This window comes from Micromonospora krabiensis, assembly GCF_900091425.1.
Taxonomy (GTDB): domain Bacteria; phylum Actinomycetota; class Actinomycetes; order Mycobacteriales; family Micromonosporaceae; genus Micromonospora; species Micromonospora krabiensis.
This window is the reverse complement of the sequence record NZ_LT598496.1, coordinates 2,785,828-2,806,463: the sequence shown is the minus strand read 5'-3', so window position 1 is coordinate 2,806,463 and position 20,636 is coordinate 2,785,828. Positions and strand designations below refer to the sequence as shown.

Below are 20,636 nucleotides of genomic sequence, written 5' to 3'. Positions count from 1 at the left end.
CATGGGCGACGCCGGCTATCCCTGGTCCGGTCGGAAGAGGCCGTCGCCGCAGCACAACACGACGACGGCAAGGACGGAGACCGCGATCCAGCCCACCTCGGCGGCGTAGTTGCCGGTCGGAGCCGGCGCGGCGTACGCCGGGCGGGGCCACGCCGGCCAGTACGTCCGGTTGGCGGCCTTGAGCAGCAGGTAGAGCAGCGTGACGACCAACCACCCGTACTGGAGGGCGGTGTCCGAACGCTGCCGCGCGGGCAGGGCGAACAGGGTGAGCGCGACGGTGATGGCGGTGGCGAGGGCGGCCACCCGGGCGGTCCACCGGTGGCGGACGAACAGCGCCAGCATCAGCAACACCAGGAGCGCAACGGCGAGTCCGGCCACCCGGATGTCGGCACTACCGAGCTGAAGATCGCCGGCGGCCTCGATGCCCGCCAACCGGCCGTCCGCCCGAAGCCCGACGAGGACGGTCACCAGGCTGCCCGCTGCGATCAGCACCTTCACCTGGAGCAGCCGCCGGCGGGTGCGGCGTTCGTCGTTCGGGCTGCCGTAGCGTCCGGGGCCGTGGCGTCGCCGCCGCGCCAGCTCGTCGAGGGTGGCGACGACGACCACGAACAGTTGGGCGTACAGGAAGCCCCACAGCGAGAACAGCCAGCCGTACCCGCCGTTGTCGGGGCTGCCGGCGGCGGCGACCACGACCCAGGCGCCGGCCAGCGCCACGGACGCGAAGCCGAGCGGCCAGGCCACCGGTGGCACGCCGGCGATCCCGCGGAGGCCGACGTTCAGCAGCAGCACGAGTGGCGAGCAGACGAGGAAGGCCACCGACGACCAGGCCACGCTCGGCGAGCCCGGTCCGTACGACGACGCCCACCGGGTCCCCCAGCCGAAGGCGACCATCGCCGCCACCCAACCGATGGTCGCGACCAGCAGCGCCAGCCAGGGCACGCGTCGGCGGAGAAGATCGAACACCCGCTCGACGCTGCTGAAGAGCAGATCCATCCGGTGCCCCGTCGCCAGTGAAGCCGGTCAGTGGCCGAGCCCAGTAAAGCAGCGGCGGACAACGCCCGTCGGGCCGCGTGGGCGGTGGCCAGCGGTGCTCCGGTGGCCTGCGATCCACGGACGTGGGGGCCGCCGCTCCGGTGGCCCCGAATCATCCGCTTCGCCGGATTGGAGCAGATATGGTCCGGGGGGCGGTCAGGCTGGCGACCGCCGGGCGGCGACCGGACGGGGGCAGCGATGGCAGGCGGTGACGGCACGACGGCGGTCGGCGAGCTGCTGCTCAGTCGCCTCCGCGACCTGGGTGTACGCCACATCTTCGGCCTGCCCGGCGACTACAACATGGACTTCCTCGACCAGGTCGAGGCGTTCGACGGGATCGAGTGGGTCGGCAGCTGCAACGAACTCAACGCGGGCTACAGCGCCGACGGATACGCGCGCCTCAACGGGGTGGCCGCGATCCTTACCACCTTCGGGCCGGGCGAACTGTCAGCGGTCAGCGCGCTGGCCGGGGCCATGGCCGAGTCGGTGCCGATCGTCTCGATCGTCGGCGGGCCCACCGTGGAGATCATGCGGCAGCACACGTCCATGCACCACTCGCTCGCCGACGGCGACTTCGAGCACTGGGTGCGGGTGGCCCGCGAGGTGACCGTCGCCCAGACCACGTTGACCACCGAGAACGCGCCGGACGAGATCGACCGGGTGCTCGCCGAGTGCTGGTCGCAGCAGCGGCCGGTGTACGTACGCCTGCCGGGTGATGTGGTCCGTGCCCGGGTGGCGCGGCCGGCGCGGCGATTCACCCGCCCCGACCCGGTCGCCGCCCCCGCCCAGCTCGACGCCTTCGCGACCGCCGCACAACGCCTGCTCGCCGGGGCCGCACGGCCCGCGATGCTGGTCGGTAACCTGCCCATCCGCTACGACCTCGGCCCGGCGGTGGCCGCCCTGGCGGCCGAGCGGAACTGGCCGGTCGCGGCGCACGCCCTCGGGCGCGGGTTGCTCGACGAGTCCGACCCGCACTACGTGGGGATCTACAACGGTGGGGACGGCGAGGACCCGGCGCGCGAGGTCGTCGAGGGCGCTGACGTGCTGGTCTGCGTGGGCACCACGTTCTTCGACTGGGACGGCCTCTTCACCGCGGACCTCGCGCCCGAGCGGATCATCAACCTGCAGCGGGACTCCGCGGTGGTCGCCGGCACCCGGTTCGCCCCGGTGGCGATGTCGGCCGCCCTACGCTGCCTGCAGCAGATCGCCCCGAACCGTGGCGCCGGCTGGTCGCGCAACCCGTCCCTGCTGGCCGAGCCGCCGCAGCTCGACCCGTCGAGTGACGAACCCCTACGCCAGGTGCGGCTCTGGCCGGCGGTGCAGGCCATGTTGCGCGAGGGTGACATCCTCGTCCCGGAGACCGGCACCCCGTCCTTCGGCGCCGAGGCCATGCGCCTGCCGGACCGCACCGCCGTCCTCGCCGCGCCGATCTGGGGCGCGATCGGCTACGCCACCCCGGCCGCGTTCGGGGCCCAGGTGGCGGCACCGGACCGACGGGTGGTCCTGGTCACCGGCGACGGGTCGCTGCAACTGACCGTGCAGGAGATCAGCCGGATGCTCGCGTTGGGCCAGCGTCCGATCATCATCGTGGTCAACAACGGGGGCTACACCGTCGAGCGGTCCATCGACGGGCCGCACCAGCCCTACAACGACATCGACAACTGGCGCTACGCCGGGCTGCCGCAGGCGTTCGCCCGCGACACGCCCTTCACCGCGCACGTGGCCCGCACCGAGGGCGAGTTGGCCCGCGCGCTCGCCGGCCTCGATGGCACCCCCGACCACCTGACCCTCATCGAGGTGGTCACCGACCCACGCGACCTCCCCATCGGGATGCCGCAGTGGGGGCGGGAGACGTCCGCCGCCGACTACCACGCGAAGCTCCCCACCACACCCAAGCTCCCCGTCGGCGGGCTCCCGTGAGCCGTACGCGTCGGCCGTCCGGCCCCGACAGCCGGGACCGTTAGCCCACGTCCGAGGGATCCCGGGCGGACAGTGCCTCAGCCTCCGACGCCCCGACACGACGCGCGACCCGCCGCCGCGCGCGGACCTGGGCACGCGTCCGCGGCCGGAACTTCGGCTCCCGCGAACACCCGCACGGCTCGAACCCGTCGTAGCGCAGTCCCGCCCCGAGAACCGCCGCGACGGCGGCCCACCCGGAGTCGTCGCGTCGACGGGGCGCCGCGAAGTCGTGCCCGGCGTAGCGCATCGGCAGTCGACAGGATGTGCACGAGTGTTCCGCGCCGTCCCGGGCGTACGAGCGAGCGGTCAACCACCGAGATGACCGTTCGTCCGGATTGTGCCCGGGTAGCATGATTTCCGAACCTTGGCACGCGCGTGGTCCCGCCCGGACTCGGCACGTGTCGGCACGTCACGACCTCGGAGCCTCGCCGATGCGGCAGCGCCTTGACACCCCTCCCGACGTGGGGAAACGAGGGTGAGTGACGCCCCGAACGGCGAGGACGCGGCACGCCTTCGTGCGGACCGGTCGGCCGCCTACCAACGGCTCCTGCGCCGGCCCGACGACCCTGACCGGCCCGCGTTCCTCGAACTCTTCTTCGACCTGGTCTACGTCTTCGCCCTGACCCAGCTCACCCACCTGCTGATCAAGAAGCTGAATTGGCAGGGCGCGTTCGAAGCGGCCGTCCTGCTGCTGGCGCTCTGGTGGATCTGGGTCCTGACGGCCTGGCTCACCGACCAGTTCGATCCGCAACACCCCGCGGTGCAGTGGCACGTGGTCGTCGTCATGCTCGGGATCCTGCTGATGGCCATCCTCGTGCCGGAGGCGTTCGGCGAGCACGGCCTCTACTTCGCCGTTCTCTACGTCGCGATCAACTTCGGCCGAGGGGTCTTCATCCGGCTCGCCGCACGCGGGACCGACCTGACGCGACGCGTCCTCCGGACCGCGTTCTGGTTCACCCTCTCGACCCTGCTCTGGATCCCGGGTGCCCTGGTGGAGGGGTGGGCCCGGGCCGTCCTGTGGTTGCTCGCCCTGAGCGTGGACTACGTGTCCGCGGCACTGCGCTGGCCGACGCCACGGCTCGGCCGGGCACCCCTCTGGGAGTTGGACATCTCGGAGGCCCACCTGGCCGAACGGTACCGCCAGGTGTTCATCATCGCCCTCGGCGAGATCGTCCTGATCATGGGACTGACCTTCTCGGACACCGGTCCGAGCAACTTCACCCCCGCCCGCACGGCCGTGCTCGTCCTCTCGTTCGCCAGCGCGGCCCTGATCTGGCGGCTCTACATCTACCGGGCCGGAGCCCAGCTCGCGTCGGCCATCCGGGTCTCACCCAACCCGCACCGGCTGAGCCAGTCCGCCTCCTACCTGCACACGGTCATGGTGGCCGGGATCATCCTCACCGCCGTCGGCTTCACCCTCATCATCGAGAACCCCACCGAGCAGCCACCGGTGGCCTGGATCGCCGGCATCACCGGCGGACCGGCCCTCTTCCTCGCCGGTCGGACCGGATTCGAGTACCTCGTCTACGGGCAGGTCACCGCGCCCCGCCTGCTCGGCATCGCCGCTCTCGGCATCCTCTCCGCCTTCGTCGTCCACCTCCCACCCGAGGTCACCTCCGGTGCGGCCACCCTCGTGCTGGCCGCCGTCGCGGTGGCCGAGACCGCCCGGCACCGGCGCCACCCGAGGTCGCCGACACCGCCCGCGACGAGCGGCCAGCGGTACACCCGATAGCGCGCCGACGTCCCGCGTCGGGCGGTCCGCGTACGGTGACGCCATGGCGACCTTCTGGACTCTGGGGTGTGACGCCCACGATCCCCAGCGACTCGCCGCCTTCTGGGCGCTGGCCCTCGGCTACGTGCCGGAGCCCGGCTTCGACGGGCCCGACAGCGCGTCGATCGTCGACCCGGACGGCAGGGGACCGGCGATCGCCTTCCTGGCGGTCCCGGAGGGCAAGACCGCCAAGAACCGGATGCACATCGACGTGCGCGTCGCCGGTCCGGGCCCCTGGGACCTGGCCGAGCGTGCCCGGCTGATCCGGCAGCGGGTGCCCGAGCTGGTCGCCGGCGGCGCGACGGTGGTGGGCGAGCAGTGGTACGACGACGTCCTGGGCCACGTCGTCATGCGGGACCCGGAGGGCAACGAGTTCTGCGTCGCCTGACGGCCCTGGGTGGGTTTCTTCCGGTTCCGTGGTTTGCCGTACCCGCGCGTGGAAAGGTGACGGAGGTGGCCACGAGACGGGAGCCCAGATGACCGTGACCGACGAGCCGGTCGGCGAGCTGGAGGTCGTGCACACCTTCACCGGGCCGATGCCCACCGGCGTCAGCGTCTCCCACACCGGCCGGATCTTCATCAACTTCCCGAAGTGGGGCGACGAGGTGCCCGCGACGGTGGTCGAGCTGCGGGACGGGGCCGAGGTGCCCTTCCCCGACCAGGCGTGGAACAACCCGTCCGGCGACGACGACACACAGGCGCTGGTGTCAGTGCAGAGCATCGTCGTCGACCCCGCCGACCGGCTGTGGATCCTCGACACCGGCAGCCCGATGTTCCAGCCCACGAAGCCCGGCGGTCCGAAGCTCGTCCGGGTCGACCTGGACACCGACACCGTCGCCCAGGTGATCACCTTCCCGGCCGACGTGGCGCTGCCCACGTCGTACCTCAACGACGTGCGCTTCGACCTGCGGCGCGGGGACGCCGGGATCGCCTACATCACCGACTCCTCCGCCTCCGGCCCCAACGGGATCGTCGTGGTCGACCTCGCCAGCGGCACGTCCTGGCGGCGGCTGCACGACCACCCGTCCACCAAATCGGAGCCGCTGCACACGTTCCGGCCGGTGGTCGAGGGCCGGCCGTTCCTGGAACGGCCGCCGGACGGAGATCCGAAGCCGGTCAGCATGGGCTCCGACGGCATCGCGATCAACGCGGACGGCACCCGCCTGTTCTACTGTCCGCTGATGTCCCGCCGGCTCTACAGCGTCGCCACCGACGCCCTGGTCGACCGCGGGGTCGGCGACGACGAGGTGGCGTCCAGCGTCATCGACGAGGGCGACAAGAGCTCCGGGTCCGACGGCCTGGAGAGCGACGACGCGAGCCGGCTCTACCTGACGGCGTACGAGCAGAACGCGGTGCTGCGCCGCCGAGCCGACGGCGATTACGAGACGCTGGTACACGATCCCCGGTTGCTCTGGCCGGACACGATGTCGGTGGCCACCGACGGCCACCTCTACGTCACCGCCAACCAACTGCACCGGCAGCCCACCTACCAGGGCGGCCAGGACCTGCGGCGCAAGCCGTACGCCCTGTTCCGGCTCCGCATCGACGCGGGCCCGGTGCTGCTCCGGCGCTGAGCGCCGGCCAATCCCCCTCCGACAGCGCCGGGGACGACGCTCGGCTGGTCCACCACCGCCGCCGGCCCCGGTCTGTCCCGACGGTATGCCGGCCGAGGGCACCGGGAGGGCAGCGGACGCCGGGGACGGGGCGTTGGAAAGCGGCCCGGAGGCCCGGCGCCGGGCCGTACGGTGGCGGTATGCGACCGGGTGCGGGCCAACACCCGGGAACCGGCCTGCCAGTCACTGCCCCGACAACCTGTCCCACGGCTGGCCGCCCATCGTCAGGAACGGAGACGCATGGCGCCACCAGCCCCGGATTCCGCCGCGGCCCCGGGCCTGTTCACCCTCGGGGTCGAGGAGGAGTTCCTGCTCCTGCATCCGGAGACCGGTGAGAGTCTTCCGGTCGCCGCGCAGGTGCTCGCCGCGCTGCCCGCGCCGGACCGTGAGCAGAGCCGCAAGGAGTTCCGGCACAGCATGGTGGAGATGGTGACGTCGGTCTGCGCCGACCTGGCCGAGCTGCGTGAGCAGCTTCTGACGCTGCGGCTCGCGGCGTGGCGGGCAGCCCGTGCGGCCGGCGCCCACCTGGTCTCGGTGGGCGCCACGCCGGTCATGGAACGGCACCGGTCCGTGCCGGACGAACCCCGCTACCACGCCATCTCCCGCCGGTTCGGGCCGGTCGCGCACGACCCGGCCGTGTGCGGCTGCCACGTCCACGTCGGGGTGCCGGACCGGGAACTCGCGGTGCAGGTCTGCAACCACCTGCGCCCCTGGCTGCCCGTGGTGCAGGCCATCACCGCCAACTCGCCCCTGCACGACGGCTGCGACACCGGCCACGCCAGTTGGCGCTCGATGCAGTTCGACCGCTGGCCCAGCGCCGGGCCCACCCCGCACTTCGCCGACGCCGACGACTACGACGACACCGTGCGCCAGCTCGTCGCCGCGGGGATCATGCTGGACCCGGCGATGATCTACTGGTACGCCCGCCCCTCGGCGGCCTATCCGACGGTGGAGGTGCGCGTCGGCGACGCCTGCCCGACCGTGGACGACACCGTCCTGGTCGCCGCACTGGTGCGCGGGCTGGTGGCGACCAGCGTCGACGAGATCCGCGCCGGAATCGCCGCCCCGCGGCTGCGCGACTGCCTGGTCGCCGCCGCGCACTGGCGGGCGGCCCACGAAGGGCTCGGCGGCCACCTCGTCGATCTGCGCTCCGGCGGGCAGAAACCGGCCTGGGACCTCGTCGACGAACTGTTCACCACGGTCACGCCCGCGCTGGTCCGACACGACGACCTGGACTACGTCCGCCGGCAGCTCGACCGACTGCGCGTCGAGGGCAACGGCGCCGCCCGTCAACGGCGCATCCTGACCGAGTCGGACGGCGACATCCGGGCCGTCCTCGACCACCTCGCCGCGCAGACCACCGCACGGTGATCCATTTCGGTGGGACCCCGTGCACCCTGGTCGATGGCTGGCAGGCATCATGTCCGCGTGAGTTCCACCCTCGCCGCTCTGCTCGGCTCCGCGATCACCGCCTCCGCCACGCTCCTGCTGGTGGTCCTGTGGAGTAGGACCAGGCGGCGGCAGCGGCAACGCGCGGAGCTCCGGCGGGCGTACGTCCTCATGCTGTCCGGCGCCCTGCGCCTCGCGCACAAGGCGGAGGCGCTGCGGCAGACCGCGTACTGCGGTCCGGGCCTGCGCGAACTGAGCGGGCCGCTGCTGGGCGGGCAGAAGCCCCTGGATCCGATGGTCCTGCACGACTGGCTGGCCCGGGACATGGTCACCGTCGAGACGGCGTGGTCGGAGATCTGGACGACCGGTGACCAGGACGGCATCGCCCTAGCCAACGGGCTCATGACCGCGTTCCACGCGGTGCGGGACGCCGCCGCCGGCGTCGGCGTCGGGGACCCGGTCGACGCCGGCGACGAGATCCTGGTCGCCACCAGCCGCCTGGGTGAGGCACGCCGACAGCTCGCGCTGCACGCCCGCCGCGTCGCCAAGGTCGGGCCGCGCGATGTCGACCTGTTCACCAACTACGAGTACGGCCCGACGTCACCCGACCGGGCGCTACCCGTCGCCTGACGAGTCGATCGGCTCGCCGCTTCGTCAGCAGTCGTAGTAGAGGGCGAACTCGTGGGGAGTGGGGCGCAGGCGTACGGGGTCGACCTCGTTGGCGCGCTTCCACTCGATCCAGCCGGTGACGAGGTCGGGGGTGAAGACGCCGCCCTCGAGCAGGTAGTCGTGGTCGCCCTCCAGCCGGTCGAGCACCTCCGGCAGCGAGCCCGGAACCTGCTTGACGTCGCCCCACTCCTCGGGCGGGAGGTCGTAGAGGTCCTTGTCGATCGGCGCCGGCGGCTCGATCTTGTTCTTGATGCCGTCCAGGCCGGCCATCAGCATGGCGGAGAAGGCGAGGTAGACGTTGGCCGACGGGTCGGGGACGCGGAACTCGACGCGCTTGGCTTTCGGGTTGCTGCCGGTGACCGGGATGCGGGTGCACGCGGAGCGGTTGCGCTGGGAGTAGACGAGGTTGACCGGGGCCTCGAAGCCGGGCACCAGGCGGCGGTACGAGTTGACCGTCGGGTTGGTGAACGCCAGTAGTGAGGGGGCGTGGTGCAGCAGGCCGCCGATGTACCAGCGGGCGGTGTCGGACAGGCCGGCGTAGCCGGTCTCGTCGTAGAACAGCGGCTCCCCGTTGAGCCAGAGGCTCTGGTGGGTGTGCATGCCGGAGCCGTTGTCGCCGAAGAGCGGCTTGGGCATGAAGGTGGCGGTCTTGCCGTTGGCCCAGGCCTCGTTCTTGACGATGTACTTGAACAGTTGCAGCTGGTCACCTGCGTGCAGCAGCGTCGAGAACTTGTAGTTGATCTCAGCCTGCCCGGCGGTGCCGACCTCGTGGTGGGACCGCTCCACGGTGAAGCCCGTGTCGACGAGGCGGCGCACGATCTTGTCGCGTAGGTCGGCGTAGTGGTCGACCGGCGGGACGGGGAAGTAGCCGCCCTTGTAGGCGGTCTTGTAGCCGCGGTTGCCGCCTTCTTCCTCGCGGCCGGTGTTCCAGGCGCCCTCGATCGAGTCGATGTAGTAGAAGGCCTGGTTCGCGGCGGTCTCGTGGCGGATCGAGTCGAAGATGTAGAACTCGGCCTCGGGGCCGAAGTAGGCGGTGTCGGCGATGCCGCTGGCCGCGAGGTAGGCCTCGGCCTTCTTCGCGACGTTGCGGGGGTCGCGGGAGTAGGCCTCGCGGGTGAACGGGTCGTGGATGAAGAAGTTCAGCGCGAGGGTCTTCTGCGCCCGGAACGGGTCGAGAAAGGCGGTGACCGGATCGGGGAGCAGGAGCATGTCCGACTCGTGGATCTCCTGGAAGCCCCGGATCGACGAACCGTCGAACGCCAGACCCTCGGTGAGGAGGTCGTCGTCCACCGACTCGACCGGCAGGTTGAAGTGCTGCATCACGCCGGGCAGGTCACAGAAACGTACGTCGACGAACCGCACGTCCTCGTCCCTGAGGTACCGCAGCAGTTCCTCCGTGTTGGCGAACACAGTCCCTCCCGACAGTGCTGATCGTTCCCGGCCCCGGATCGACCGGCGGACACGACCGGCTGACGCATCTTCGTCCCCGACCGTACGACGGCCCGCGGAACCGGGCCGTCGATTCGCCCAACTGGGCGGGGCCCGGGTGCCGCCGCTCGGCGGGTGGCCTCGGCGACGGCACTCAGGCCCTTCCGAGGTGGGCCTCGTGTCGGGGCAGCGGGCCGACGTCCGAGCGGCGGCCCGGACGCATCGCGGCGTGCCGTTGCCCCGGCCCCAGGCCGTCGCGGGCGGCGAGCGCATCGGCGACGACCCCCGTGGCGAAGCCGTAGACGGCCTTGTGCAGGACGTCGATCGCCAGCTCCCCCCGCGGCCAGGTCTGCGGCGGGGCACCCACCCCGGTTGCGTTCTCCAGCACCTGGTCGCTGGTCAGGCGGATGACCGTGAACATCCCCGAAGCCATGGGACCGCGCATACCGGCCTGCGCCATGACGCCGCGCAGCACGCCGAGGAGGACGCCCTGGCCGTAGTGCATCCCCAGGTTCAACCATCGTGACTGCTGCTTCGACTGCTCCGGCAGCCCGGTCAGGCGGGCCAGGACCCGCGCCGGCACGTACGAGTCCGGTCGGCGGGTGAACCGCTGCTCGACCTTCTCTGCGACGGTCATCACCGCCACCCCGGCCAGACCCGCCACCAGCCCCTGCCACACGGCTCGCTTCAGCATGCGACCGCTCCTACCCGCTGCCAGGGCCGATACACCGCCTCGACTGTCGGCGTGGACGGGCGCCGGTGTGGCTCGGACCGATGCCCCGGGGTCTCCTTGTTGACCATCAGGTGACCGCCGTCGGAAATCTTGGTAGCCTCCACGCGACGTCTTCTCCGGGCTTCTCGCCGACCTCCGTGACGAGCCCGTCACCAGCGGAAACGGCCGCCGAAACTCAAGCGGGCGGCAGGTTGGATCTTGCTGCCCGGCAGGTCGGCGGATGGTCTACGACCCGGCCGTTGGTGGCGGCTGTCCGGGCAGGATTGGGCCCGACCGCAGGTGCGGGCAAGTGCGGTGAATCCGGCACGCGGCGTGAAATCCGGCCCGGCGATTCCGGCGATCCGCCTATTCCCGGCGGGAGTGCCCGCGACCGGGCGGCCGCGCAACGGTCAGGTCTTGTGACAGATTGCTGTTCTGCCGCTCCGGCATACGGGTGCCGTCGAGCGGAGCACCCGTGTCCCCTCCACCCATGACCCGCACCACGCCCCGTCGTGGCCCGGCACGCCCGTGCCCAGGGCCCGGTTATCGCCATCACCACCCTCGCATCATCGGAGAGAACAGCCATGCCTGGCGGCAGCCTGCCATCGATAAGTCGGGCCCGATGACGTCGATCACCGGGCCCCTGTGGCTGCTCGGCGTCGGCATCGTGGTCCTGCTCGTCCACCTGGTGGTGGAGCGGGCACGGCACCGGCGGAACCTCGCGGAGTTGCCGACGCGGATCGTGGTCAACGGCATCCGGGGCAAGTCGTCGGTGACCCGGCTGATCGCCGGCGCGCTGCGCGCCGACCAACGCCGGACGGTGTTCGCGAAGACCACCGGCACGGCCGCGCGACTCATCTATCCGCAGGGCCGAGAGGTGCCGATCCGCCGCGGCCGCGGCGGAGTCAACGTCATCGAGCAGATCGGTGTCGTCCGGCGGGCCGTGCACGCGGGCGCGGACACCCTGGTCGTGGAGTGCATGGCGGTGCTGCCCGAGTTGCAGCAGGTGAACCAGGAGCTGCTCATCGAGGGCGATGTCGTCGTCATCAGCAACGTGCGTGAGGACCACCTGGAGGAGATGGGACCGACGCTCGACGACGTGGCGCGGTCGCTGAGCCGGTCGATGCCGCATCGCGGCACGGTGGTGACCGCGGAGCGCGACCGGCTGCACCTCCTGCGCGAGGAGGCCGAACGTCGGCAGTCCACGGTGGTCGCGGTCGACCCGGACTCGGTCACCGACGCGGAGATGCGTCGCTTCCGGTGGATCACCTTCAAGGAGAACGTCGCCATCGCGCTGGCCGTCGCCGAGCTCTGCGGCGTGGACCGGACCACCGCGCTCAAGGGCATGTGGCGGGCCGCGCCCGACCCCGGCGTCCTGCGGGTCGACGCCTGCTCTCACAACGGGCGCCGGTTCGCGGCGGTGAACCTCTTCGCCGCCAACGACCCGGCCTCCACCCTCATGAACATCAACCTGCTGCGGGAGCGGAAGCTGATCGGCGAGCGGGTGGCGGTGGTCATCAACTGCCGGCCCGACCGGATCGAGCGCAACGGTCAGATGGGCAGCATCATCCCCGAGATCAAGCCGACGCGGATCTTCCTCATCGGCACCCCCACCCGCAGTGCCCTGCACCTGATCCCGGACGAGTGGCGTGATCGGGTGGTCGACCTCGACGGCGAGCACCGCAGCGGAGCCGACCTGCGTGACGCGATCGTCGACAAGCTCGGGGCCGGCGAGACCGGCACCTCGCTCCTCATGATCGGCAACATCCACGGTCGGGGCGAGGATCTGCTGGAGGCGCTGCACTCCGTCACCGTGGCGGCCACCGCGGCGGCACCGTTCGAGGAGCTCTCCCAGACCCTGGAACGCATCTACAAGCTCGACCTCGCCGGCAGGTCGAAGGCGGGAGCGGAGGCCGGGGCGGAGGCGGAGGCGGTCGGCGGCAAGGCGGTGGTCGACCTGGACGCCACCGTGGTGCTGTCCCGCGCCGACCTGACCGCCACCGCCGTGCTCAACAGCGCCCGTATCGCCGTCCTGCACGCCGACCGTCGCCGCTCCGCCGCAACCTGAGCGAAGGAACCGTCATGCCAACGTTCGACCTGTCCTCCGAGTTCAGCGCCGTGATCATCGCCGCGGGGCTGCTGTTCGGACTCGTCGGTTACCTCGTCACCAACGTCGCGCCGGCCGGCCTCATGGTGCCCGGCTGCCTGGTGCTCACCGCCCTGGAGGACGTCCGCAGCCTGGCTCCCGTCGCGGCGGTCACCGTCGTCACGGTGGGCATCATGAAGCTGCTGCAGCGGATGACGATCCTCTACGGCAAACGGCTGTTCGCCGTGGCGGTGCTGGTGTCCTCGTTCATCTCCGTCGGCGCGTTCATGGGACTGCACGTACGCTTCCCGTACCTCTTCGGTGGCGACACGCTGTCGTTCATCATCCCCGGCCTCATGACCTACCAACTGGTGCGGCCACGAGCGCTCCAGACACTCGCCGCCACCGGCGTCGTCAGCGCCGGCACCGCGGGTGCCGCCCTACTGATGATCTCGATCTGATGCGCAACCTACGGATCGTCCTCGCCGTCGTCGCGGTCGCCGTCGTGGCCATCGCGGGCCTGGCCGTCGTGCGCCTCGTCGGCGGGGACAGCGTGAACACCGCCGGCGCCGACCAGGCCGGGCCCACCCAGTCGGTCCGACCCCCGCGCAACCAGGTCGAGCGGCTGAACCAGCGGTACGAGCTGGTCGAACAGCCCGGGCCGGAGCGCACGGAGGTGCGTCGGCGCAGCGACCAGGCGGTCGTCGCCACCCTCACCGTGGGTGCCCGCACCGTCGTCGTCGAGGGGCCGCGGCGCGAGTTCACCGAGCCGTCCACCACCCCCGCCGTGATCGAGTCGACGTCCTGGGTACGGATCGCCCCCCGCCCATGGCAGGCGCAGCTTGGCCTGGACGAGTCCTTCGCCCGCTGGCTGCTCGACCAGATCGAGGCCAAGAAGCCGCCGATCGACGTGCTCGGCGCCGCCCTGCAGTACCTCGCCGACGTGCCAGACGGCGTCAACGACGAGGGGGTCCGCTACATCGGCGACGCCGGTTTCGGGTACGTGCACAGCGCCGACGAGCGGGACGGCGCCGACTTCTACGACTACCTGGAGGTCCCGTGGAAGTTCAGCGACACGGGCCGGGTGAAGCCGTCGAAGCGGTGGGACCGTGACCTCGACTGCTCCGGCTACGTCCGACTGGTCTACGGCTACCGCTTCGGGGTCCCGCTGCTGAACGGGCCGGTCACCACCACCGTCAACGGCCTGCCGCGTACGGCGTCGAACATGGCCGCGTACGCCCGTTCGGTGCTGGTCGCCGCCGGCCGCACGCCCAGCCGGCCGCCGGCGAACCTGTCCGCCCTGCAACCCGGTGACCTCGTCTTCTTCGCGCTGCACGACGACCCCAACCTCATCACCCACTCCGGGATCTACCTCGGCAAGGACCGCGACGGCGGCATGCGCTTCGTGTCGTCGCGCGGCACCGCCGACGGGCCGACCTTCGGGGACGTGAAGGGGGACGGGGTCGTCGACTCCGGCTACTTCGGTGAGCGGCTGCGCCGCGTCATCCGCCTCTGACCTTAGGAACGATCATGCGTGCTCTCCGCGTCGTGCTCATCGTCGCGCTCCTCCTGTTCCCCGGTGTCGTCTGGGTGCTGCGCGGCGACGTCATCCGGGAGCGCCTGAACCCCCCGCCCCTCGCGGTGGGCCAGACCGCCGCGCCGGCCACGTCCCCCGTGCCGGGCAAGCCCCGGCAGATCACCATCGCCGGCTCCGGCGACATCCTGGTCCACCCGCCGACCTGGGCGCAGGGCCACGCGGACGCGGAGAAGGCGGGCCGCGACGGATACGACTTCGATCCGATGTTCGCCGACATCCGTCCCGTCATCTCGGCCGCCGACCTGGGCATCTGCCACATGGAGGCGCCGATGGGGCCGGGCGCTCCGATGGACTTCCCACGCTTCCGGGCGCCGACCGACATGGCGGCGGCCGTGAAGACCGCCGGCTACGACACCTGCTCGACGTCCAGCAACCACGCACTCGACCAGGGGGAGAAGGGCGTGTACGACAACCTCGACGCGCTCGACGCCGCCGGTCTGGGGCACACCGGCACCTACCGCAGCGCCGCCGAGCGGGCCCGCCCGACCATCTACACGGTGAACGGCGTCAAGGTGGGCCACCTGTCGTACGCGATGCACTTCAACGGTCTGAAGCCGCCCGCGGGTAAGGAGTGGCTCGCCAACCGCATCGACGTGAAGGCGATCAAGGCGGCGGCCGCGGCCACCCGCCGGGCCGGCGCCCAGATCATCGTGCTGTCGGCGCACTGGGGGACCGAGCACGTCCACGAGCCCGACGGCGAGCAGCTGTTCTGGGCGCGGCAACTGATCAAGGACCCCAACATCGACCTGATCATCGGCCACCACGCCCACGTGGTGCAGCCCTTCGAGAAGGTCGGCGACAAGTGGATCGCGTACGGCGTGGGCAACACGCTCGCCCGGCACGACTTCCCGGTCGACGCCAACCGGGAGGGGGTCATCGCCACGTTCACCTTCACCGAGCAGCCGAACCACCGCTGGAAGGTCACCCAGGCCCAGGCCACCCCGATCTGGCTGTCGTTGAAGCCCACCATCCGCGTCGTGAACCTGGCTGCCGCGATCAAGCCGATGCCGCGGCTGGACCGCCGCCGCACCCAGTACACGGCGGCCGTCGACCGCATCTCCCACTACCTGAACCTGCGCGGCGCCGTCGCGGCGGGCCTGCAGATCGTCCGCTGACCGGGCGGCGCCGGACCCGCCGTCCGAGCGTCTCGCGGGCCGCGTGAACCAACCCCGGGATCCGAGCACTGGAGGCCCACCGGCCCGAGCTGGCGACCGCGCTCGTGCTGCGTGACCTGTGCCAGCTCGACTATCAGGAGATCGCCGAGCAACTCGACATCCCGGTCGGGACCCTGAAGTCCCGAATCCACCACGCGCGCCGGCACGTCCGCGAGTCGCTGCGGGACTACTGACGGGATCCGTCGTCGCGGTCGTCACGAGGCCGGGCAACCATCGGGCGTCGCGGCCGCGTAGGAGGGGGGCAGGCCCGACGAAGGAGGACGGTTGACCGACCGAACGGAATACGACCGCTTCGTGGTGGAGCGCTCCACCCGGCTGCTGCGGTTCGCGTACCTGCTGACCGGTGACTGGGCGGCCGCCGAGGACCTGTTGCAGACCGCGCTGGTCAAGGTCTGGTTCGCCTGGGCCCGGGTACGCGGCGATGCCGAGGCGTACGTGCGGCGCACCATCGTCAACACGTACGTCTCCTGGCGCCGACGCCGGTGGACGGGCGAGATCCCGCAGACGGTGCCGGATCGCCCCGACGGGCCCGACCGGATGACCGAGTACGTCGAGCGGGACGCGCTGTGGCGGATGCTCGCGGAGCTGCCCCGCCGGCAGCGGGCCGTCCTCGTGCTGCGCTACTTCGAGGACCTGACCGAGGCGCAGGTCGCCGAGACGCTCGGCGTCAGCGTCGGCACCGTCAAGAGCCAGGCGAGCAAGGGCCTGGCGAAGCTGCGTACCTCTGCCGCCCTCAGTGACCGGAAGGAGCTCGTCCCGTGACGTACGAAGAGGAGCGCCTGCGCCGCATGCTGGCGGAGCGGAGCGAGGACGTCCCCGCCGAGGGGGACCGTCTCGACGTGCTGCACCGCCGGATCGCCCGGCAGCGGCGCGTCCGGGCCGGCGGCGCCGTCGCCGCGGTCCTGGTGGCGGTCACGTCGGTGTCGATGGGGGTGGTCGCGGTCCGGCCGGACCGCCCGGCGCCCCCACCGCAGGCGGCGGTGTCCGCGCCGGCAGCGTCGCCCACGGCCAGCGCGAGCCCGACGCCGCCGCCCGCCGAGGACCCGCTGCCGGAGTATCTCCGGGGGCACCACCGGGTCCTGGTACGCGAGCTGACGCTGCCGAAGCGGCCGACCCTCACCTTCACCTTCACGCCCGACTCGGCGGATTTCATGCTCGGTCTCCGGTGCGACGACCGGCTTGCGGCGAACGCCCGGCCCGGTCCGGCCGATCACCTGATCGAGGTCACCGTCAACCGGCGGGTCATCGGCACCGGTGACTGCTCGTCGTCGACGGTGCCGGGCCCGGCGCTCGTCGACGCCGGGATGAACGCGCACTACGCGAAGTGGAGTGACATCGGGGTGCGGGTCGGGAAGCCGGTGACCGTCAGCGTCCGGGTCGGGAAGCCGGTGCAGAAGCCGGACGGCGAGCCGCACCCGGGTGACGCCAGCAGGCTCGCCGGCGCGCTGACCGTCGGCGTCTACGACCCGGTGCCCTTCGAGAAGTTCCCCCTGCCGACCCGACCGGCGCAGCTCGTCGACCTCGACACGGTCGAGGTGGGCGCCGGACGCGGGGGCCACGGCTTCCCGGACGGGCTCGGCCGGATCGACTCCCGCACCGAGCCCTCGCCGAACGGCAGGTTCGAGCGGGAGGTGGTCATGCCGCTCCAGCTCGACATCCACATCTGCGCGGTGGCGCCCGGCCGGATCCGGGTGCTGGTCGACGGCAAGGAGGTCGAGCGACGGGCGTTCTACGACTGGACCGGCGAGTGCGCGGCGGGCAGTGCCCTGGCCCGGGAGTACGACCTGCCACCGTCGTTCAAGGTGTCCGCGAAGACGGGTGAGAAGGTGCGGGTGACGGTCGTCGCCGACAGCTTCGGCGTCCCCGGCTGGCGCGTCGGCCTCGTCCGGAGCGAGATCTACTGACCCCGCTCAGCCGCACCACGGCGCCCGATCCGTGCACCGGCACGGATCGGGCCGTCCGATTCGGACGGACCCGAGCGTGGCTCGTGCTTGCTAGGCTCGCCCATTGACGATCATGGCGGGGGATCGCGCGGCGCGCACCGGCCCCCGACTGCTCGGTGGAGAGGGCGTCCATGGCGAGACCCAGGAATCCCGGTGGGAACGGCGGCGGGACCAACGGTGGGAACGACGGCGGCGGGAGCGGTGGGGACGGCGGCGACGGCGGGAACGGCGGTGGGCGCCCGAGGCGGCCCGGCGGCGGCAACTCGGGTGGGAGCATCTCGCAGACCCACCAGGCCGTCCAGGCGTCCGCGCAGGCGGGCCGCCCGCCGGGCTCCGGACTGCCGGCCACCACGCCCGGACGACAGCGGCAACCGAACCGGCCGACCAGGCCGACGCCCCCGCCGCAGCCCACGACGCCGCCCCGGGCCGACGACATCCACCACAGCGACGCGTCGCGTGAGCACATCGTCAGCGGTGACGGCGGCCGGCAGGGCGGCCACCTCGCGGGCACCGGCTACTCGAAGAAGACGGAGTTCCCGAAGGACTGGGACGAGCCCCGCATCCTCGACGCCGCCCACCAGGTGACCCAGCAGGGGCCACCGGCGCGGGGGCCCTACCTGACCAAGGACGCCGACGGCAATCCGGCCTGGGCGTACGACTACGTCGGCCGGGTCGACGGCGTGGAGGTCAAGACGACGGTGCTCGCCAGCGGCGAGATCCGCACCGCGTACCCGCCGAACAGCGCGGACCCGGGTGTCATCACCAACCCGTCGGCGCCGAACCCCGCGCCTGACGGCGTCCCGCAGAGCAGTCCGCCCCGCTACAGTCATCCTGCCGTCGGCGGCGACGGCAGCTGGACGTGGGAGGGCCCGAAGGGCAACAAGATCATTCGAGTGGTCCAGGATGCCCAGGGCAACGTCACCACGACCGAGCTCGGCGAGTACAAGAAAAAGTGAGCACTGCGATGGATGAGAAGACGTACGCGGCGATCACCGACGTGTGCGCGCGACTCGCGGGCCGGCTGTCCGACGACACCCTCGGCACCGTGCGCGAGCAGTACGCGGCGGGCGAGTGGGACCTGGCCGACGCGACGCTGCTGCTCAACCTGGCGTACGAGGACGTCGACATCACCCGCGCCGAGCAGGACCTGATCCGCTCCTTCCTCGGTGACCCGTCCACGCCAGACCTGACCGACGTGCCGGTCGTCGCCGAGGTGCCGCCGCCGCCGTACCGCTTCAGCCCCGCCGGCCCCGCGACGGCGCCCGACCCGACCGCCGCGGACCGGCTGCTGTCGGCGGAGGCCCCGCTGCACGGCGGTCGGGTGCTGCGCCGCGCGTGGCGGGAGCCGGTGGTCGGCGCCCGTGGCGGCCCGACCTGGGTGTACGTGGTGCGGGTGGCCGACGGCGCGGACGAGCTGAAGGCGTACTCTGGTCTCATGTCCCGGCTCTGGAGCGCGCTGCGGGAGCGGTGGCCGCTGGAGGTGGTCGCCGAGGGCCGGCCGCTGCCGCCCTACCAGGCCGCCGCCCTCGCCGCCGCCGGGCCGGTCCACGGCGCCTGACGGCCGGACCGCGACGGTGCCGTCGCCCTGACGTGACAGGTGTTCCGGGGCCGGGACGCGGGACGGCCGGGGACACCGAACGGCCTTGGCGCGGACGTCACGGCGTCATCTCGGATTCCGCGCCACACCCTTCGTCGTTCATCGACGGTCGTGAGGGTATGGCGCATGACACGGCTTTCCCGTCGCATCATCGTCCTCGGTGGACTCGCCGCCGCCGGTGCCGCGGTGGCACCCTGGCAGGCCGCCCGGGCCGCTGCCCCGTACCCCTTCAAACTCGGCGTCGCCTCCGGTGAACCGGCGCCGGACAGCGTGGTCCTCTGGACCCGGCTGGCACCCACGCCGCTCAACGCGGACGGCCAGGGCGGCATGCCCAACGCCGACGTGACCGTCGAGTGGCAGGTCTCCGGCGACGACCGGTTCACCTCGCTGGTCGCCTCCGGCTCGGTCGTCGCCCGGTACGCCGACGCCCACTCGGTGCACGTCGTCGCCGGTGGGCTCGCCGCCGACGCCGACTACTACTACCGCTTCCGGGCCCAGGGCCACATCTCGCCCGTCGGCCGGACGCGCACCGCGCCGGCGGTGGGCACCTTCGGCCGCGACCTGGTCATGGCGTTCGCCTCCTGCGCCCACTACGAGGCCGGCTACTACACCGCCTACCGCCGGCTGGCCGAGGAGAACCCCGGTCTGGTCCTGCACCTCGGCGACTACATCTACGAGGGCGGCGTCAACACGTCCGCCGTCCGCCAGCACGTCGGCGGCGAGATCGTGTCGCTGGCCGACTACCGCCGCCGGTACGCGCTCTACAAGTCCGACCCGGACCTGCAGGCGGCCCACGCGGCGGCACCGTGGCTGGTGGTGCCGGACGACCACGAGGTGGAGAACAACTACGCCAACATGGTCCGTGCCGACAGCAGCCCCACGCTGACCGCCGCCCAGTGGACCGCCCGCCGCACCGCGGCCTACCGGGCCTACTACGAGAACATGCCGCTGCGGCCGTCCTCGGCGCCCAGCGGCAACAGCATCCCGCTGTACCGACGCGTCCGCTGGGGTCAACTGGCCACGTTCCACATGCTCGACACCCGGCAGTTCCGGGACGACCAGGCCTGCGGCGACGGGTGGAAGGTCTGCGGCGACGCCGACCTGGCCAGCCGCTCGCTGACCGGCGCGGCCCAGGAGAGCTGGCTGCTCGACGGGCTGGCCCAGCACTACGGGACCTGGGACATCCTCGGCCAGCAGGTCTTCTTCGCCCGACAGTTCGAGGCGAGCGGTGCGGCCAACATGGACGCCTGGGACGGTTACCGGGCCTCCCGCAGCCGCATCCAGACCGGCTGGCAGCAACGCGCCGTACGCAACCCGCTGGTGCTCACCGGCGACGTGCACCGCGCCTGGGCCAACGACCTGAAGGCCGACTACGCCAACCCGTCGTCCGCCACGATCGGCACCGAACTCGTCTGCACCTCCATCACCTCCGGCGGCAACGGCAGCGGCACCACCACGATCCCGAACGCGGCGACGAACCCGCACCTGCGGTTCCACTCCGACCGACGCGGCTACGTCCGCACCACCATCGGCCGCGGCCAGGTCCGCGCCGACTTCCGGGCGGTGAGCACGGTGACCGAACACGGCGCCGCCGTCTCCACCGTCCGCTCGTTCGTCATCCTCGACGGCCAGCCCGGCCTCCAGGCCGGCTAGGGAGAACAGATT

19 protein-coding genes are annotated in these 20,636 nt (G+C 71.8%); 16 read left to right on the top strand and 3 right to left on the bottom strand.

Annotated elements, in window-relative coordinates; translation table 11 throughout:
* Positions 1–15: 15 nt before the first annotated feature.
* Positions 16–993, bottom strand: coding sequence for a hypothetical protein (locus GA0070620_RS12425; protein WP_091590295.1), 978 nt, complete (start codon positions 991–993; stop codon positions 16–18).
* A gap of 237 nt (positions 994–1,230) precedes the next feature.
* Here GA0070620_RS12425 and GA0070620_RS12420 point away from each other — a divergent pair, with 237 nt between their 5' ends.
* The 6 genes from GA0070620_RS12420 (at position 1,231) to GA0070620_RS12390 (ending at position 8,394) form a co-directional block, all read left to right on the top strand.
* On the top strand, positions 1,231–2,952 hold the full coding sequence (locus GA0070620_RS12420; RefSeq protein ID WP_091590292.1) for an alpha-keto acid decarboxylase family protein: 1,722 nt from the start codon (positions 1,231–1,233) through the stop codon (positions 2,950–2,952).
* Between the two features lie 514 nt (positions 2,953–3,466).
* Complete coding sequence (locus tag GA0070620_RS12410; protein WP_091590286.1) at positions 3,467–4,723, top strand: low temperature requirement protein A; 1,257 nt, start codon at positions 3,467–3,469, stop codon at positions 4,721–4,723.
* Between the two features lie 43 nt (positions 4,724–4,766).
* Positions 4,767–5,150 carry a VOC family protein gene (locus GA0070620_RS12405; protein WP_091590283.1) on the top strand — a complete coding sequence of 128 codons (384 nt, stop codon included), beginning with the start codon at positions 4,767–4,769 and terminating at the stop codon, positions 5,148–5,150.
* 88 nt (positions 5,151–5,238) lie between these two features.
* A complete protein-coding gene (locus GA0070620_RS12400; RefSeq protein ID WP_091590280.1) occupies positions 5,239–6,336 on the top strand; it encodes an L-dopachrome tautomerase-related protein in 1,098 nt (365 codons plus the stop codon).
* 279 nt (positions 6,337–6,615) lie between these two features.
* Positions 6,616–7,746 carry a carboxylate-amine ligase gene (locus tag GA0070620_RS12395; protein WP_091590278.1) on the top strand — a complete coding sequence of 377 codons (1,131 nt, stop codon included), beginning with the start codon at positions 6,616–6,618 and terminating at the stop codon, positions 7,744–7,746.
* A gap of 57 nt (positions 7,747–7,803) precedes the next feature.
* Entirely contained in the window at positions 7,804–8,394 is a 591-nt protein-coding gene (locus GA0070620_RS12390; protein ID WP_091590275.1) for a hypothetical protein, read from the top strand.
* 24 nt (positions 8,395–8,418) lie between these two features.
* Here GA0070620_RS12390 and glnA read toward each other — a convergent pair whose 3' ends face one another.
* On the bottom strand, positions 8,419–9,843 hold the full coding sequence (gene glnA / locus GA0070620_RS12385) for a type I glutamate--ammonia ligase (protein ID WP_091590272.1): 1,425 nt from the start codon (positions 9,841–9,843) through the stop codon (positions 8,419–8,421).
* Between the two features lie 172 nt (positions 9,844–10,015).
* Entirely contained in the window at positions 10,016–10,555 is a 540-nt protein-coding gene (locus GA0070620_RS12380; RefSeq protein ID WP_091590270.1) for a hypothetical protein, read from the bottom strand.
* A 640-nt stretch (positions 10,556–11,195) separates the two neighbouring features.
* Here GA0070620_RS12380 and pgsB point away from each other — a divergent pair.
* From pgsB to GA0070620_RS12330, 10 genes are all read left to right on the top strand, one after another.
* Complete coding sequence (gene pgsB / locus GA0070620_RS12375; RefSeq protein ID WP_197677584.1) at positions 11,196–12,641, top strand: poly-gamma-glutamate synthase PgsB; 1,446 nt, start codon at positions 11,196–11,198, stop codon at positions 12,639–12,641.
* A gap of 14 nt (positions 12,642–12,655) precedes the next feature.
* Complete coding sequence (locus tag GA0070620_RS12370; protein ID WP_091590267.1) at positions 12,656–13,120, top strand: poly-gamma-glutamate biosynthesis protein PgsC/CapC; 465 nt, start codon at positions 12,656–12,658, stop codon at positions 13,118–13,120.
* Complete coding sequence (locus GA0070620_RS12365; RefSeq protein WP_091590264.1) at positions 13,120–14,175, top strand: C40 family peptidase; 1,056 nt, start codon at positions 13,120–13,122, stop codon at positions 14,173–14,175. Before GA0070620_RS12370 ends, GA0070620_RS12365 begins: the two co-directional genes overlap by 1 nt.
* Before the next feature lie 14 nt (positions 14,176–14,189).
* The gene (locus GA0070620_RS12360; RefSeq protein WP_231922349.1) at positions 14,190–15,371 is read left to right on the top strand and encodes a CapA family protein; all 1,182 of its coding nucleotides are present in this window, start codon (positions 14,190–14,192) and stop codon (positions 15,369–15,371) included.
* 59 nt (positions 15,372–15,430) lie between these two features.
* Positions 15,431–15,604, top strand: a complete 174-nt coding sequence (locus GA0070620_RS12355; protein WP_091590261.1) for a sigma factor-like helix-turn-helix DNA-binding protein — start codon at positions 15,431–15,433, stop codon at positions 15,602–15,604.
* A 91-nt stretch (positions 15,605–15,695) separates the two neighbouring features.
* The gene (locus tag GA0070620_RS12350; protein ID WP_091590259.1) at positions 15,696–16,193 is read left to right on the top strand and encodes a SigE family RNA polymerase sigma factor; all 498 of its coding nucleotides are present in this window, start codon (positions 15,696–15,698) and stop codon (positions 16,191–16,193) included.
* A complete protein-coding gene (locus tag GA0070620_RS12345; RefSeq protein WP_091590256.1) occupies positions 16,190–17,335 on the top strand; it encodes a hypothetical protein in 1,146 nt (381 codons plus the stop codon). The genes GA0070620_RS12350 and GA0070620_RS12345 overlap by 4 nt, the downstream gene beginning before the upstream one ends.
* A gap of 170 nt (positions 17,336–17,505) precedes the next feature.
* The gene (locus GA0070620_RS12340; RefSeq protein WP_091590254.1) at positions 17,506–18,330 is read left to right on the top strand and encodes an EndoU domain-containing protein; all 825 of its coding nucleotides are present in this window, start codon (positions 17,506–17,508) and stop codon (positions 18,328–18,330) included.
* 8 nt (positions 18,331–18,338) lie between these two features.
* On the top strand, positions 18,339–18,932 hold the full coding sequence (locus GA0070620_RS12335; RefSeq protein WP_091590251.1) for a hypothetical protein: 594 nt from the start codon (positions 18,339–18,341) through the stop codon (positions 18,930–18,932).
* A 165-nt stretch (positions 18,933–19,097) separates the two neighbouring features.
* Positions 19,098–20,624, top strand: a complete 1,527-nt coding sequence (locus tag GA0070620_RS12330; RefSeq protein WP_091590248.1) for an alkaline phosphatase D family protein — start codon at positions 19,098–19,100, stop codon at positions 20,622–20,624.
* Positions 20,625–20,636 lie beyond the last annotated feature (12 nt).